Annotated in this window: 20 protein-coding genes; 1 reads left to right on the top strand and 19 read right to left on the bottom strand. The window is 67.5% G+C overall.

The window, feature by feature from the left end:
- The 16 genes from rplF to rpsJ all read right to left on the bottom strand — a co-directional run bounded on the left by rplF (position 1) and on the right by rpsJ (position 7,727).
- Complete coding sequence (rplF, locus tag ACWGO8_RS12250) at positions 1-537, bottom strand: 50S ribosomal protein L6 (protein ID WP_376953969.1); 537 nt, start codon at positions 535-537, stop codon at positions 1-3.
- Between the two features lie 4 nt (positions 538-541).
- The gene (rpsH, locus tag ACWGO8_RS12245) at positions 542-940 is read right to left on the bottom strand and encodes a 30S ribosomal protein S8 (protein ID WP_148733819.1); all 399 of its coding nucleotides are present in this window, start codon (positions 938-940) and stop codon (positions 542-544) included.
- A 146-nt stretch (positions 941-1,086) separates the two neighbouring features.
- Positions 1,087-1,680 carry a 50S ribosomal protein L5 gene (rplE, locus tag ACWGO8_RS12240; RefSeq protein WP_376953967.1) on the bottom strand — a complete coding sequence of 198 codons (594 nt, stop codon included), beginning with the start codon at positions 1,678-1,680 and terminating at the stop codon, positions 1,087-1,089.
- A 2-nt stretch (positions 1,681-1,682) separates the two neighbouring features.
- Positions 1,683-2,042, bottom strand: coding sequence for a 50S ribosomal protein L24 (rplX, locus tag ACWGO8_RS12235; protein WP_376953966.1), 360 nt, complete (start codon positions 2,040-2,042; stop codon positions 1,683-1,685).
- Positions 2,043-2,045: 3 nt separating this feature from the next.
- The gene (gene rplN / locus ACWGO8_RS12230) at positions 2,046-2,414 is read right to left on the bottom strand and encodes a 50S ribosomal protein L14 (protein ID WP_376953964.1); all 369 of its coding nucleotides are present in this window, start codon (positions 2,412-2,414) and stop codon (positions 2,046-2,048) included.
- Positions 2,415-2,446: 32 nt separating this feature from the next.
- The gene (rpsQ, locus tag ACWGO8_RS12225; RefSeq protein WP_148733815.1) at positions 2,447-2,749 is read right to left on the bottom strand and encodes a 30S ribosomal protein S17; all 303 of its coding nucleotides are present in this window, start codon (positions 2,747-2,749) and stop codon (positions 2,447-2,449) included.
- Positions 2,750-2,751: 2 nt separating this feature from the next.
- Positions 2,752-3,075, bottom strand: coding sequence for a 50S ribosomal protein L29 (gene rpmC / locus ACWGO8_RS12220; protein WP_376953962.1), 324 nt, complete (start codon positions 3,073-3,075; stop codon positions 2,752-2,754).
- A complete protein-coding gene (gene rplP / locus ACWGO8_RS12215; protein ID WP_376953960.1) occupies positions 3,075-3,494 on the bottom strand; it encodes a 50S ribosomal protein L16 in 420 nt (139 codons plus the stop codon). The genes rpmC and rplP overlap by 1 nt, the downstream gene beginning before the upstream one ends.
- Before the next feature lie 2 nt (positions 3,495-3,496).
- Positions 3,497-4,249: a 30S ribosomal protein S3 gene (gene rpsC, locus ACWGO8_RS12210; protein ID WP_376953959.1), complete on the bottom strand. Its 753-nt coding sequence runs from the start codon at positions 4,247-4,249 to the stop codon at positions 3,497-3,499.
- Positions 4,249-4,614, bottom strand: coding sequence for a 50S ribosomal protein L22 (gene rplV / locus ACWGO8_RS12205; RefSeq protein ID WP_148733809.1), 366 nt, complete (start codon positions 4,612-4,614; stop codon positions 4,249-4,251). Before rplV ends, rpsC begins: the two co-directional genes overlap by 1 nt.
- Positions 4,615-4,639: 25 nt before the next feature.
- Positions 4,640-4,921 carry a 30S ribosomal protein S19 gene (gene rpsS, locus ACWGO8_RS12200; protein ID WP_019181724.1) on the bottom strand — a complete coding sequence of 94 codons (282 nt, stop codon included), beginning with the start codon at positions 4,919-4,921 and terminating at the stop codon, positions 4,640-4,642.
- 12 nt (positions 4,922-4,933) lie between these two features.
- Entirely contained in the window at positions 4,934-5,773 is an 840-nt protein-coding gene (gene rplB, locus ACWGO8_RS12195) for a 50S ribosomal protein L2 (RefSeq protein ID WP_376953958.1), read from the bottom strand.
- A gap of 15 nt (positions 5,774-5,788) precedes the next feature.
- The gene (rplW, locus tag ACWGO8_RS12190) at positions 5,789-6,091 is read right to left on the bottom strand and encodes a 50S ribosomal protein L23 (RefSeq protein WP_376953956.1); all 303 of its coding nucleotides are present in this window, start codon (positions 6,089-6,091) and stop codon (positions 5,789-5,791) included.
- Positions 6,088-6,750: a 50S ribosomal protein L4 gene (gene rplD / locus ACWGO8_RS12185; protein ID WP_376953955.1), complete on the bottom strand. Its 663-nt coding sequence runs from the start codon at positions 6,748-6,750 to the stop codon at positions 6,088-6,090. The genes rplW and rplD overlap by 4 nt, the downstream gene beginning before the upstream one ends.
- A 3-nt stretch (positions 6,751-6,753) precedes the next feature.
- Positions 6,754-7,410: a 50S ribosomal protein L3 gene (gene rplC, locus ACWGO8_RS12180; RefSeq protein WP_148733801.1), complete on the bottom strand. Its 657-nt coding sequence runs from the start codon at positions 7,408-7,410 to the stop codon at positions 6,754-6,756.
- A gap of 8 nt (positions 7,411-7,418) precedes the next feature.
- Positions 7,419-7,727, bottom strand: coding sequence for a 30S ribosomal protein S10 (gene rpsJ / locus ACWGO8_RS12175; protein ID WP_017201594.1), 309 nt, complete (start codon positions 7,725-7,727; stop codon positions 7,419-7,421).
- A 491-nt stretch (positions 7,728-8,218) separates the two neighbouring features.
- Between rpsJ and ACWGO8_RS12170 the strand changes: the two genes are divergently transcribed.
- A complete protein-coding gene (locus tag ACWGO8_RS12170; protein ID WP_452043299.1) occupies positions 8,219-8,710 on the top strand; it encodes an OsmC family protein in 492 nt (163 codons plus the stop codon).
- A gap of 36 nt (positions 8,711-8,746) precedes the next feature.
- Here the strand turns inward: ACWGO8_RS12170 and ACWGO8_RS12165 are convergent, their stop codons facing one another.
- The 3 genes from ACWGO8_RS12165 to fusA form a co-directional block, all read right to left on the bottom strand.
- Complete coding sequence (locus ACWGO8_RS12165; RefSeq protein WP_452043298.1) at positions 8,747-9,979, bottom strand: acyltransferase family protein; 1,233 nt, start codon at positions 9,977-9,979, stop codon at positions 8,747-8,749.
- A 180-nt stretch (positions 9,980-10,159) separates the two neighbouring features.
- Positions 10,160-11,353 carry an elongation factor Tu gene (gene tuf, locus ACWGO8_RS12160; RefSeq protein ID WP_148733795.1) on the bottom strand — a complete coding sequence of 398 codons (1,194 nt, stop codon included), beginning with the start codon at positions 11,351-11,353 and terminating at the stop codon, positions 10,160-10,162.
- A 115-nt stretch (positions 11,354-11,468) separates the two neighbouring features.
- The gene (gene fusA / locus ACWGO8_RS12155; protein ID WP_376953949.1) at positions 11,469-13,583 is read right to left on the bottom strand and encodes an elongation factor G; all 2,115 of its coding nucleotides are present in this window, start codon (positions 13,581-13,583) and stop codon (positions 11,469-11,471) included.
- Positions 13,584-13,603: the final 20 nt, after the last annotated feature.

Genomic DNA, 13,603 nt, shown 5'->3' with positions numbered 1-13,603 from the left:
TTACTTACCTGACTTTCCGGCCTTGCGACGCACGACCTCGCCGGCGTAGCGGATGCCCTTGCCCTTGTACGGCTCGGGCTTCTTGATCTTGCGGATGTTGGCGGCGGTCTCACCGACGGCCTGCTTCGAGATGCCCGACACCGTGATCTTGTTGTTGCCCTCGACGGTCAGCGTGATGCCGGCCGGGGGCTCGACGGTCACCGGGTGCGAGAAGCCGAGCGCGAACTCGACGGCGCTGCCCTTCTGGGCGACGCGGTAGCCGGTGCCGACGATCTCGAGGCCCTTGGAGTAGCCCTGGGTCACCCCGAAGATGTCGTTGGCGATGAGCGTGCGGGTGAGGCCGTGGCGCGAACGCGAGTCGCGCTCGTCGTCGGGGCGGGTGACGAGGACCTGGTTGTCCTCGATCTTGACCTCGATCGGCGAGGGGACGGTCAGCGAGAGCTCGCCCTTTGGGCCCTTGACGGTGACGGCGCTGCCGTCGACCGAGACGTCGACACCGCTGGGGATGTCGATGGGAAGTCGTCCGATTCGTGACATGGAACTACCACACGTAGGCGAGGACTTCCCCACCCACGCCCTTCTTCTCGGCCTGGCGGTCGGTGAGCAGACCGCTGGAAGTGGACAGGATCGCGACGCCGAGGCCGCCGAGCACCTTGGGGAGCTCAGTCGACTTCGCGTACACGCGGAGGCCGGGCTTCGAGACCCGCTTGATGCCGGCGATGGAGCGCTCGCGGTTCGGGCCGAACTTCAGCTGCAGCGTGAGCGTCTTGCCCACGCGCGCGTCGGTGACCTCGAAGCCGGCGATGTAGCCCTCGTTGGCGAGGATCTCGGCGATGTGCGCCTTGAGCTTCGAGTTCGGCATCGACACGGAGTCGTGGTGCGCCGAGTTCGCGTTGCGAAGGCGGGTCAGCATGTCAGCGACCGGGTCGGTCATCGTCATGACGGATGTTTCCTTACGTTCACCAGGTTTCAGCACCCGTTACACGAGTGATGACCTGTGGTGGGAGGCGACGGCGGATGCCGTCACCGGGTGGATGCCGCGGAGTCCCCTCGACGAGCTCGGGGATCGCCCGCGGCATCCGATGTTCAGTTCTCGGGCGTGCTGGTGCGGAACGGGAAGCCGAGCGCCTTGAGCAGCGCACGACCCTCGTCGTCGGTCTTGGCGGTGGTCACCACGGTGATGTCCATGCCGCGCACGCGGTCGATCTTGTCCTGGTCGATCTCGTGGAACACGGACTGCTCCACGAGGCCGAAGGTGTAGTTGCCCGTGCCGTCGAACTGGCGGTCCGACAGGCCGCGGAAGTCGCGGATGCGGGGCAGCGCCAGCGAGAGCAGGCGGTCGAGGAACTCCCACATGCGGTCGCCGCGCAGCGTGACGTGCGCGCCGATCGGCTGGCCCTCGCGCAGCTTGAACTGCGCGATGGACTTGCGGGCCTTGGTGACCTGCGGCTTCTGGCCCGTGATGCGGGTGAGGTCGGCGATGGCGCCGTCGATGACCTTGCCATCGCGGGCGGCCTCGCCCACACCCATGTTCACGACGATCTTCACGAGGCCCGGGACCTGGTGCGGGTTGGTGTACCCGCTGGCCTCGGTGAGCGCCTGCGCGATCTCGGTCTTGTACTTCTGCTTGAGGCGCGGCTGGATCTTGCCAGCCGGCGCGGCAGTCGCGGTGTCAGTCATCGTTACAGGTCCTTACCTGACTTCTTCGCGTAGCGGACGCGGACCGTCTTCGTGACGCCGTCCTTGGTGACGGTCTCGTTGCGGAAGCCGACGCGGGTCGGCTTCTTCGTCTCGGGGTCGACGAGCGCGACGTTCGAGACGTGGATGGGGGCCTCGTGGGTCTCGATGCCGCCGGTCTTCGTGCCGCGCTGCGTCTGGCCGACGCGGACGTGCTTCGTGACGAAGTTCACGCCCTCGACGACGACGCGGTTCTCGGCGACGAGCACCTCGATGACCTTGCCCTGCTTGCCGCGGTCTCCGCCGCGGGCCTGGCTGCGGCCCGAGATGACCTGCACGAGGTCACCCTTCTTGATGTTGGCCATGACTCAGATAACCTCCGGTGCCAGCGAGATGATCTTCATGAACTTGCGGTCGCGGAGCTCGCGACCGACCGGTCCGAAGATACGGGTGCCACGGGGGTCACCGTCGTTCTTGAGGATCACAGCGGCGTTCTCATCGAACTTGATGTAGGAGCCGTCGGCACGACGGGTCTCCTTCACGGTGCGGACGACGACGGCCTTGACCACGTCGCCCTTCTTGACGTTGCCGCCGGGGATTGCGTCCTTGACGGTCGCGACGATGACGTCGCCGAGGCCGGCGTACCGGCGCTTCGAACCACCGAGGACACGGATCGTGAGCAGCTCCTTGGCGCCGGTGTTGTCGGCGACCTTCAGGCGCGATTCCTGCTGAAGCATCTTGGATTCCTTCTCTCAAGCAAGCCGGGGGCTTACTTGGCCTTCTCGACGATCTCGACCAGGCGCCAGTGCTTGGTGGCACTGAGGGGGCGGGTCTCGCTGATCACGACGAGGTCGCCGATGCCGGCGGTGTTCTGCTCGTCGTGCGCCTTGACCTTCGAGGAACGGCGCAGGACCTTGCCGTAGAGCGGGTGCTTCACGCGGTCCTCGACCTCGACGACGATGGTCTTGTCCATCTTGTCGCTGACGACGTAGCCGCGACGCACCTTGCGGTACGGGCGGTGCGAGGCCGTCTCGGCGACCTCGGCTGCATCAGCCTTCTTGGTCTCAGCCATGATCAGGCCTCCTTCGTCTCTGCGGCCTCGGCCGGGGCGTCAGCCTCGGCCTTGGCCTTCTTCGTCTTCTTCTCGGCCTTGGCCGGAGCCTCGACCGGGGCGGGCGTGGCACGGATGCCGAGCTCGCGCTCACGGATGACCGTGTAGATGCGGGCGATGTCGCGCTTGACCGCACGGAGGCGGCCGTGGCTCTCGAGCTGACCGGTGGCCGACTGGAAGCGCAGGTTGAACAGCTCCTCCTTGGCCTTCTTCAGCTCGTCGACGAGTCGCTCGTCTTCAAACGTGTCGAGCTCAACGGGGCTGAGCTCCTTGGTACCGACGGCCATTATGCGTCGCCCTCCTCGCGCTTGATGATGCGTGCCTTGAGGGGCAGCTTGTGGATGGCACGGGTCAGGGCCTCGCGAGCGAGCTCCTCGGAGACGCCCGAGACCTCGAAGAGGACGCGACCCGGCTTGACGTTGGCGACCCACCACTCGGGCGAACCCTTACCGGAACCCATGCGGGTCTCGGCGGGCTTCTTCGTGAGCGGACGGTCGGGGTAGATGTTGATCCACACCTTGCCGCCACGCTTGATGTGACGCGTCATCGCGATACGAGCGGACTCGATCTGACGGTTGGTCACGTAGGCGGGGGTCAGGGCCTGGATGCCGAACTCGCCGAAGGTGACCTTCGTGCCGCCGGTGGCGTGGCCCGAACGGCCGGGGTGGTGCTGCTTGCGGTACTTGACTCGACGGGGAATCAACATGGTTATGCCTCAACTCCTGCGGTCACCGGCTCGGCCTTGGGGGCGCGGTCGCGGCGAGGACGGTCATTGCGGTCGCGGGACGGCTTCTGGGCCGCCTGCTCGCGCGCGAGTTCCTTGTTGGTGATGTCGCCCTTGTAGATCCAGACCTTCACGCCGATGCGGCCGAAGGTGGTCTTCGCCTCGTAGAAGCCGTAGTCGATGTTCGCGCGGAGCGTGTGCAGGGGCACGCGGCCCTCGCGGTAGAACTCCGAGCGGCTCATCTCGGCGCCGCCGAGGCGGCCGGACACCTGGATGCGGACGCCCTTGGCCCCGGCGCGCTGCGCGCCCTGCAGGCCCTTGCGCATCGCGCGGCGGAAGGCCACACGAGCGGAGAGCTGCTCGGCGATGCCCTGGGCGACGAGCTGGGCGTCGGCCTCGGGGTTCTTCACCTCGAGGATGTTGAGCTGGATCTGCTTGCCGGTGAGCTTCTCGAGGTCGGCGCGGATGCGCTCGGCCTCGGCGCCGCGGCGGCCGATCACGATGCCGGGACGCGCCGTGTGGATGTCCACGCGGACGCGGTCGCGGGTGCGCTCGATCTCGATGCGGGACACGCCGGCACGGTCGAGCGACGTCTGGAGCAGGCGACGGATCTTGACATCCTCGGCGAGGTAGTCGGCGTAGCGCTGACCGGGCTTCGTCGAGTCGGAGAACCAACGCGACACGTGGTCGGTGGTGATGCCGAGACGGAAGCCGTACGGGTTTACTTTCTGACCCATTACTTCGTACCCTCCTCGGGCGTGCCGAGCACGACGGTGATGTGGCTCGTGCGCTTGTTGATGCGGAAGGCACGACCCTGCGCACGCGGCTGGAATCGCTTGAGGGTGGTGCCCTCGTCGACGAATGCGCGCGTGATGTAGAGGTCCTGCTCGTCCAGGTAGGTGTTCGTGGCATCGGCCTTGACGCGAGCGTTCGCGATGGCCGAGGCGACGAGCTTGTACACGGGCTCGCTCGCACCCTGGGGTGCGAACTTCAGGATGGCGAGGGCCTCCTGTGCCTGCTTGCCGCGGATCAGGTCGACGACGCGGCGAGCCTTCATGGGGGTGACGCGGATGTGTCGCACTCGGGCGATCGACTCCACCATTTCTTCCTCCTTCACACCACCGCGGTCAGCGGCGGCGGCCCTTCTTGTCGTCCTTCACGTGTCCACGGAAGGTGCGGGTGGGCGCGAACTCGCCGAGCTTGTGGCCCACCATGGTCTCGGTGACGAACACCGGGATGTGCTTGCGGCCGTCGTGCACGGCGATCGTGTGGCCGAGCATGGCCGGCACGATCATCGAACGACGCGACCAGGTCTTGATGACGTTCTTGCTGCCCGCTTCGTTCTGGACGACGACCTTGCGAAGCAGGTGCTCGTCGACGAAGGGGCCCTTCTTGAGACTGCGAGGCATCTTCTCTTACTCCTACTTGCGCTTCTTGCCGACGGTGCGACGACGGACGATGAGCTTGTCGCTCTCCTTGTTGGGGCGACGCGTGCGACCCTCGGGCTGACCCCAGGGGCTCACCGGGTGGCGACCACCGGACGTCTTGCCCTCGCCACCACCGTGCGGGTGGTCGATCGGGTTCATCGCGACACCGCGGACCGTCGGGCGGACGCCCTTCCAGCGCTTGCGGCCGGCCTTGCCCCAGTTGATGTTCGACTGCTCGGCGTTGCCGACCTCGCCGACGGTCGCGCGGCAGCGCGCGTCGACGTTGCGGATCTCGCCCGAGGGCAGGCGCAGCTGGGCGTAGGGGCCGTCCTTCGCCACGAGGCGGACGGAGGCACCGGCCGAGCGCGCCATCTTCGCGCCGCCGCCGGGACGGAGCTCGATGGCGTGGATGACCGTACCGGTCGGGATGTTGCGCAGCGGCAGGTTGTTGCCGGGCTTGATGTCGGCGTTGGGGCCCGACTCGATCGGGTCGCCCTGCTGCAGCTTGTTCGGCGCGAGGATGTAGCGCTTGGTGCCGTCCACGAAGTGCAGCAGCGCGATACGCGCGGTGCGGTTCGGGTCGTACTCGATGTGCGCGACCTTGGCGGGCACGCCGTCCTTGTCGTTGCGACGGAAGTCGATCACGCGGTACTGGCGCTTGTGGCCACCACCGATGTGACGCGTCGTGATGCGGCCCTGGTTGTTGCGGCCACCGGTCTTCGACAGGGGACGGAGCAGCGACTTCTCGGGCGTCGAGCGCGTGATCTCCGCGAAGTCGGCGACCGACGAACCGCGACGACCCGGGGTCGTGGGCTTGTACTTACGAATAGCCATGTTTCTCTATGCTCCTCAGCCGACAGCCGTGAAGATGTCGATGGAACCGGACTTGAGGGTGACGATCGCGCGCTTGGTGTCCTTGCGCTTGCCGATGCCGAACCGGGTGCGGCGGGTCTTGCCCTGGCGGTTCAGGGTGTTGATCGTCGCGACCTGCACGTTGAAGATCTTCTCGATGGCGAGCTTGATCTCGGTCTTGTTCGAGCGGGGGTCCACGATGAACGTGTACTTGCCCTCGTCGATCAGGCCGTAGCTCTTCTCCGAGACGACGGGCGCGATGATGATGTCGCGCGGGTCCTTGTTCTGGGCGGCGCTCATGCGGAGACCTCTTCCTTCTTCGCCGACTTGGCGGCGATGAACGCCTCGAGCGCGGCCGTGCTGAAGACGATGTCGTCGGCGACGAGCACGTCGTAGGCGTTGAGCTGGTCGACCGGCAGCACGTGCACGGTCGGGACGTTGCGCACCGCGCGCTCGCTGAGCTCCTCGTCGCGCGTGAGCACGACCAGGTAGTGCTTGGCGGGGGCGATGCCCTCGAGGAGCGCGATCGCGTCGCGGGTCTTCGCCACGTCGCCGGCCACGAAGCCCTCGACCGCGTGGACGCGGCCGCCGCGGGCGCGGTCGGAGAGGGCGCCGAGCAGGGCGGCGGCGATCATCTTCTTGGGGGTGCGCTGCGAGTAGTCGCGCGGCTGCGGGCCGTGGACGATGCCACCGCCGGTCATCTGCGGCGCGCGGATCGAGCCCTGGCGGGCGCGGCCCGTGCCCTTCTGCTTGAAGGGCTTGCGGCCGGCGCCGGAGACCTCGCCGCGGGTCTTGGTCTTGTGGGTGCCCTGGCGCGCCGCGGCGAGCTGGGCGACGACGACCTGGTGGATCAGCGGCACGTTGGTCTGCACGTCGAAGAGCTCAGCGGGGAGCTCGACCGTGCCGGACTTCTTGCCGGTGACGTCGAGGGTGTCGATGGTGTTGGTCGCGGTAGCCATGGACTACGCCCCCTTCACTGCGTTGCGGACGAACACGAGACGGCCGCGAGCACCGGGAACCGCGCCCTTGACGAGCAGCAGGCCCTTCTCGGCGTCGACGGCGTGCACGCGGAGGTTGAGGACGGTGACGCGCTCGCCACCCATTCGACCGGCCATGCGCATGCCCTTGAAGACACGGCTGGGCGTCGAGGACGCACCGATCGAGCCGGGCTTGCGGTGGTTGCGGTGGGCACCGTGCGAAGCGGAGACGCCCTTGAAGTTGTGGCGCTTCATGACACCGGCGAAGCCCTTGCCCTTGCTCGTGCCGACGACGTCGACGAGCTGGCCGGCCTCGAAGGTGCCGTCGACCGTGAGCTCCTGGCCGAGCTCGTAGCTCGCGGCGTCAGCGGTGCGGACCTCGGCGAGGTGGCGGCGAGGGGTCACGCCTGCGGCCTTGAAGTGGCCGGCGGCGGGCTGGTTGACCTTGCGGGGGTCGATGGCGCCCGCGGCGATCTGCACGGCCTCGTAGCCGTCCTTCTCGGGGGTGCGCAGCTGGGTCACCACGTTGGGGGCGATCTCGATGACGGTGACGGGAACGAGCTTGTTGTTCTCGTCCCACACCTGGGTCATGCCGAGCTTGGTGCCGAGCAGACCCTTCACGTTCTTGGTAGCGGTGGACATCAGGTACCTCAGAGCTTGATCTCGATGTTGACGTCGGCCGGGAGGTCGAGACGCATGAGCGAGTCGACGGCCTTGGGCGTCGGGTCCACGATGTCGATGAGACGCTTGTGGGTGCGCATCTCGAAGTGCTCGCGGCTGTCCTTGTACTTGTGGGGCGAGCGGATGACGCACACCACGTTCTTCTCCGTCGGAAGCGGCACGGGGCCGACGACCGTGGCGCCCGCGCGGGTCACCGTGTCGACGATCTTGCGCGCCGAGGTGTCGATGACCTCGTGGTCGTACGACTTCAGTCGAATGCGGATCTTCTGTCCCGCCATTGCTGACTCTCTCTCTGTCAAGGCGTCATACCCCTTCCGAGGGCATTGGACGCCGCGTAGCACTGCTTGTATGGAGCACCACTGTTCTGCTGTCAACGGCCGTTGATCGAGCCTGTCGAAGGCACCCCGCTGCTCTGCTGAACACAGCCGCGGTGGCCTCGACACGCTCGACCCCGAGCCACCGACCCCCGTGCTCGTGCGATGGCCGCGCGAACGCACACGGGTTTCCCCGTGAGTGATGGGTGTCGATTGTCGTGTTCTGCTGCCTGCGGCCTAACCTGACCCGGCGACCTTGCGGTTCCGGTGGTTATGCACTGCCTGGCAGTGATCCGAAACGCGCGCAACAAGGCGCGCGTTCGAAATGTTGAACCCAACGAGTTTGCCACAGCCGACCCCTTCCGTGCAACCCGGGCGTGTCGCGCTCCGCGGGTTCACAGGGTCCTGTCGGTTTGCGGATGCCGCGGGCCGCCCAGGAGTGGTGGAATCGAGGGATGACGACCGCAGACGAGCAGCCCACCACCCAGTACGCGCACGCCGTGAGCGACCGCATCGGACCGGGCAGCGTCTCGGTCACGCGGATCGGTCCGCGCATGTACGAGGGCCTCAACGAGCGCGGCGCGACGCTGCGCGTCGGGGGTCCCGAGCTCGAGGGCGAGCACTTCAGCCCGGGCGAGCTGCTGAAGCTGGCGCTCATCGCGTGCTCGGGCCTCAGCGCCGACCGGGTCACCGCGCGTCGCCTCGGCGAGGACTTCGCCCTCACGGTCTGGGCGCACGGCAAGTCGGCCGACGACAACCGCTACCACCGCATCGACGAGGAGTTCCTCCTCGACCTGTCCGGCCTGGACGCGGCCGAGCGGCAGCAGCTGCTCGACGTGATGACGAAGGCCATCGAGCGCGGATGCACCGTGGCCCGCACGATCGAGGAGGTCGTCGAGATGCCCACGACCGTCGACGGCACCGAGCTCCGATCGCACCCGGCCTGACGACAGCCGACTGGACGACCCGACGCCTGCGCGGACTCAGTCCCCGTCGTCGGTGCTGCGGCACAGCTGCGCGTGCGGCTTCTCCACGGTGTAGCCGGCGACGCCCGACGTGAGCAGCACGACGGCGGCGAGGGCGGCGGCGGATGCCACGCCGATGCGTCGCGCGCGCGGCATCCGCACCCGCTCGCGAGGCGCCGGGCGACGGAACGGGTCCTCGATCCAGCGCTTCGACGCCGCGGCGACGGCGATCGAGATCACGAGCAGGAGCACCATGACGGGCGCCTCGCTGGGCCGCCCGAGGATGAACGGCGTGAACATGATGATCGGCCAGTGCCAGAGGTACAGCGAGTAGGAGAGGTCGCCGAACCACTGCACGGGCCGGAGCGCGGCGACGGGCGCGAGCGAGAGGGCGGCCCGCGGCATCCCGGCCCAGATCACGGCCGCGGTGCCGAGCACGGGGACGAGCGCGATCACGCCCGGGAAGAGCTCGTGGTCGGTGAACGAGAGCGCGGCCGCCGCGATGGCGGCGAGACCGAGCCAGGTCGCGAGGGCGCGCGTCCGCCGGAGCCGCTCCCCCACGATCGCCGGCGCGAGCGCCAGCAGCCCGCCGACGCCGAACTCCCACGCGCGCGCGAACGTGGAGAAGTAGGCGAGGTTGTGGTCCTGCGCGGTCAGCGCGACGCCGTGCACGTACGAGGCGACCGTCGCGACGCCGAGCACGGCGGCCACCACGACGAGGCGCCGCCGGCCGAGCCGCACGGCGAGCCACAGCGCGGCGATGATCAGCAGCGGCCAGAGCAGGTAGAACTGCTCCTCGACCGAGAGCGACCAGAAGTGCTGCACGGGCGTGGACTCGAGGTCGGCGCGGCGCGGGATCTGCGAGTCGCGAGCGAGGTGCCAGTTCTGCACGTAGAGCGCGCTCGAGAGGACCTGCTGCAGGAACGGGCGCCACTCCACGCGCGGGGCGACGAGCAGCGTCGCGACCGCGCACGCGCTCAGCACGACGAGCGCGGCCGGGAGGATGCGGCGGACGCGGCGGACGTAGAAGTCGCGCAGTCGCACGCGCCCGAACCGCTCGGCGTCGCGGAGCAGCAGTCCCGTGATGAGGAAGCCCGAGACGACGAAGAAGACGTCCACGCCCACGAACCCCGCGGGCAGCACGGCCGGCCAGAAGTGGTACAGCACGACGCATCCGATCGCCACGGCGCGGAGCGCCTGGATCTCGGGACGCACGGAGGCGCGCGAAGTGACCGCAGGGGATGAGGGCATCCCCTCGACCCTAGGCAGGCCCCCGTTCAGGGCTCGAAGCCGGGCCGGGGGTTGACAGGGGATTGCCGGGTTGGCGAAACCTCCCGTCCACCTCGGGAAACGGCCTGGGCATGCGAAACGGGGCCGGACCCGAAGGCCCGACCCCGTGTCGGTTCCGCGCCGCGAGCGACGCGAAGGGTGTTACTTGATGATCTTCGTGACCGTACCGGCGCCCACGGTGCGACCACCCTCACGGATGGCGAAGCCGAGGCCCTCCTCCATGGCGATCGGCTGGATGAGCTCGACCGTCATGTCGGTGGTGTCGCCGGGCATGACCATCTCGGTGCCCTCGGGCAGCGTGATGACGCCGGTGACGTCGGTGGTGCGGAAGTAGAACTGCGGGCGGTAGTTCGCGTAGAACGGGTTGTGACGGCCGCCCTCCTCCTTCGAGAGGATGTACGCAGTGCCCTCGAAGTTGGTGTGCGGGGTGACCGAGCCCGGGGCCACGACGACCTGGCCGCGCTCGACGTCCTCGCGCTTGGTGCCACGGAGCAGGAGACCGCAGTTCTCGCCGGCCCACGCCTCGTCGAGCTGCTTGTGGAACATCTCGATACCCGTGACCGTGGTCTTCTGCGTCGGGCGGATGCCGACGATCTCGACCTCGGAGTTGATCTTCAGCGTGCCGCGCTCGGCGCGACCCGTGACGACCGTGCCACGACCGGTGATGGTGAAGACGTCCTCGATCGGCATGAGGAAGGGCTTGTCCTTGTCACGCACGGGGTCGGGGATCGACTCGTCGACGGCGTCCATGAGGTCGAGGACCGACTGGGTCCACTGCGCGTCGCCCTCGAGCGCCTTGAGGCCCGAGACGCGGATGACCGGAGCGTCGTCGCCGGGGAAGCCCTGGCTCGAGAGCAGCTCGCGGACCTCGAGCTCGACGAGCTCCAGGATCTCCTCGTCGTCGACCATGTCGGCCTTGTTCAGCGCGACGAGCAGGTAGGGCACGCCGACCTGCTTCGCGAGCAGCACGTGCTCGCGGGTCTGGGCCATCGGGCCGTCGGTCGCCGCGACCACGAGGATCGCGCCGTCCATCTGAGCGGCACCGGTGATCATGTTCTTGATGTAGTCGGCGTGACCCGGGGCGTCGACGTGCGCGTAGTGGCGCTTCGGCGTCTCGTACTCGACGTGCGAGATGTTGATCGTGATGCCGCGCTGGCGCTCCTCGGGAGCCGAGTCGATCGACGCGAAGTCACGCTGCACGTTGGTTGCCGACGGGTACTTGTCGGCGAGCACCTTCGAGATCGCCGCGGTGAGCGTCGTCTTGCCGTGGTCGACGTGACCGATCGTACCGATGTTGACGTGCGGCTTGGTCCGCTCGAACTTGGCCTTAGCCACTGTGGGTCCTCCTCAGGACTTTCATGCAGCCGTCGCCGGGCGCTGGATTGCGCACGGTTGGCTACGGGGGTTGTGTTGTTATGTTACGCGACCCGGTCGGGCTGCGCTCCCAGGGCTATTCGCCCTTGTTCTTCTGGACGATCTCGTCGGCGACTGCCTTCGGGACCTCCGCGTAGCTCTCGAACTCCATCGAGTACACGGCACGGCCCGAGGTCTTCGACCGCAGGTCGCCGATGTACCCGAACATCTCCGAGAGCGGGACGTGCGCGCGCACGACCTTGACGCCGGCGGCGTCCTCCATCGACTGGATCTGACCGCGACGCGAGTTCAGGTCGCCGATGACGTCACCCATGTACTCCTCAGGGGTGCGCACCTCGACGGACATGAGCGGCTCGAGCAGAACCGGGTTCGCCTTCCGAGCGGCCTCCTTGAAGCCCATCGAACCGGCGATCTTGAACGCCATCTCCGAGGAGTCGACGTCGTGGGCGGCGCCGTCGAGCAGGATGCCCTTGACGCCCACCATCGGGTAGCCCGCGAGGATGCCGTACTGCATGGCGTCCTGGAAGCCGGCGTCCACCGAGGGGATGTACTCGCGCGGGACGCGGCCACCGGTGACCTTGTTCTCGAACTCGTACGTCTTGTCGCCCTCGATCTCGAGGGGCTCCAGCGCGAACTGGATCTTCGCGAACTGGCCCGAGCCACCCGTCTGCTTCTTGTGGGTGTAGTCGTGCTTCTCGACGGCGCGCTTGATGGTCTCGCGGTACGCGACCTGCGGCTTGCCGACGTTCGCCTCGACCTTGAACTCCCGCTTCATGCGGTCGACGAGGATGTCGAGGTGCAGCTCGCCCATGCCCTTGATGACGGTCTGGCCCGTCTCCTGGTTGAGCTCGGTGCGGAAGGTCGGGTCCTCCTCGGCCAGCTTCTGGATCGCGGTGCCGAGCTTCTCCTGGTCGGCCTTGGTCTTCGGCTCGATCGCGACCTCGATGACCGGGGCCGGGAACGTCATGGATTCGAGCACGACCTGGTTGTCGGGGTCGCACAGGGTGTCGCCCGTGGTCGTGTCCTTGAGGCCGATGACCGCGTAGATGTTGCCCGCGGTGACCGAGTCGACCGGGTTCTCCTTGTTGGCGTGCATCTGGAAGATCTTGCCGATGCGCTCCTTCTTGCCCTTGGTCGAGTTCACGACCTGGCCGCCGGAGTCGAGGTGGCCCGAGTACACGCGGATGTAGGTGAGGCGACCGAAGAACGGGTGCACCGCGACCTTGAACGCGAGCGCGGCGAAGGGGTCGTTCGCGTCGGGGTGACGCTCGATGATCTCCTCTTCGTTGCGCGGGTTGCGGCCCTCGACCGCCGGCACGTCGAGCGGCGACGGCAGGAAGTCGATGACGGCGTCGAGCATGGGCTGCACGCCGCGGTTCTTGAACGCCGAGCCGCAGAGCACCGGGTAGATCTCGGAGTTGACCGTGAGCTTCCGGATCGCGCCCTTGATCTCGTCGACCGTGAGCTCCTCGCCGCCGAAGAACTTCTCGAGCAGCGCGTCGTCGGTCTCGGCGACGGTCTCGAGGAGCGTGTTGCGGTACTCCTCGGCCTTCTCCTTGAGGTCGGCCGGGATCTCCTGGATCTCGTACTTCGCGCCCATCGTCACGTCGCCCTTGGCGTCGCCGGGCCACACGAGGGCCCGCATCTCGATGAGGTCGATGACGCCGACGAAGTCGTTCTCGGCGCCGATCGGCAGCTGCAGCACGAGCGGCTTGGCGCCCAGGCGGCTGACGATCGTGTCGACCGTGAAGTAGAAGTCCGCGCCGAGCTTGTCCATCTTGTTGACGAAGCAGATGCGGGGGACGTTGTACTTGTCGGCCTGGCGCCACACGGTCTCGGACTGGGGCTCGACGCCCTCCTTGCCGTCGAAGACGGCGACCGCACCGTCGAGCACGCGGAGCGAGCGCTCCACCTCGACCGTGAAGTCCACGTGGCCGGGCGTGTCGATGATGTTGATCTGGTTCTTGTTCCAGAAGCAGGTCACGGCGGCCGACGTGATCGTGATGCCGCGCTCCTTCTCCTGCTCCATCCAGTCGGTGGTCGAGGCGCCGTCGTGCGTCTCGCCGATCTTGTGGTTGACGCCCGTGTAGAACAGGATGCGCTCGGTGGTGGTGGTCTTGCCGGCATCGATGTGCGCCATGATGCCGATGTTGCGGACCTTGCTCAGGTCGGTGAGCACGTCAAGTGCCACGGGGTTCCTCCGGGGGAGTT

It is taken from the genome of Agromyces sp. NPDC055661 (assembly GCF_053618135.1).
Note: the sequence above shows the minus strand (reverse complement) of the source record. Positions and strands in the feature narration are given on the sequence as shown.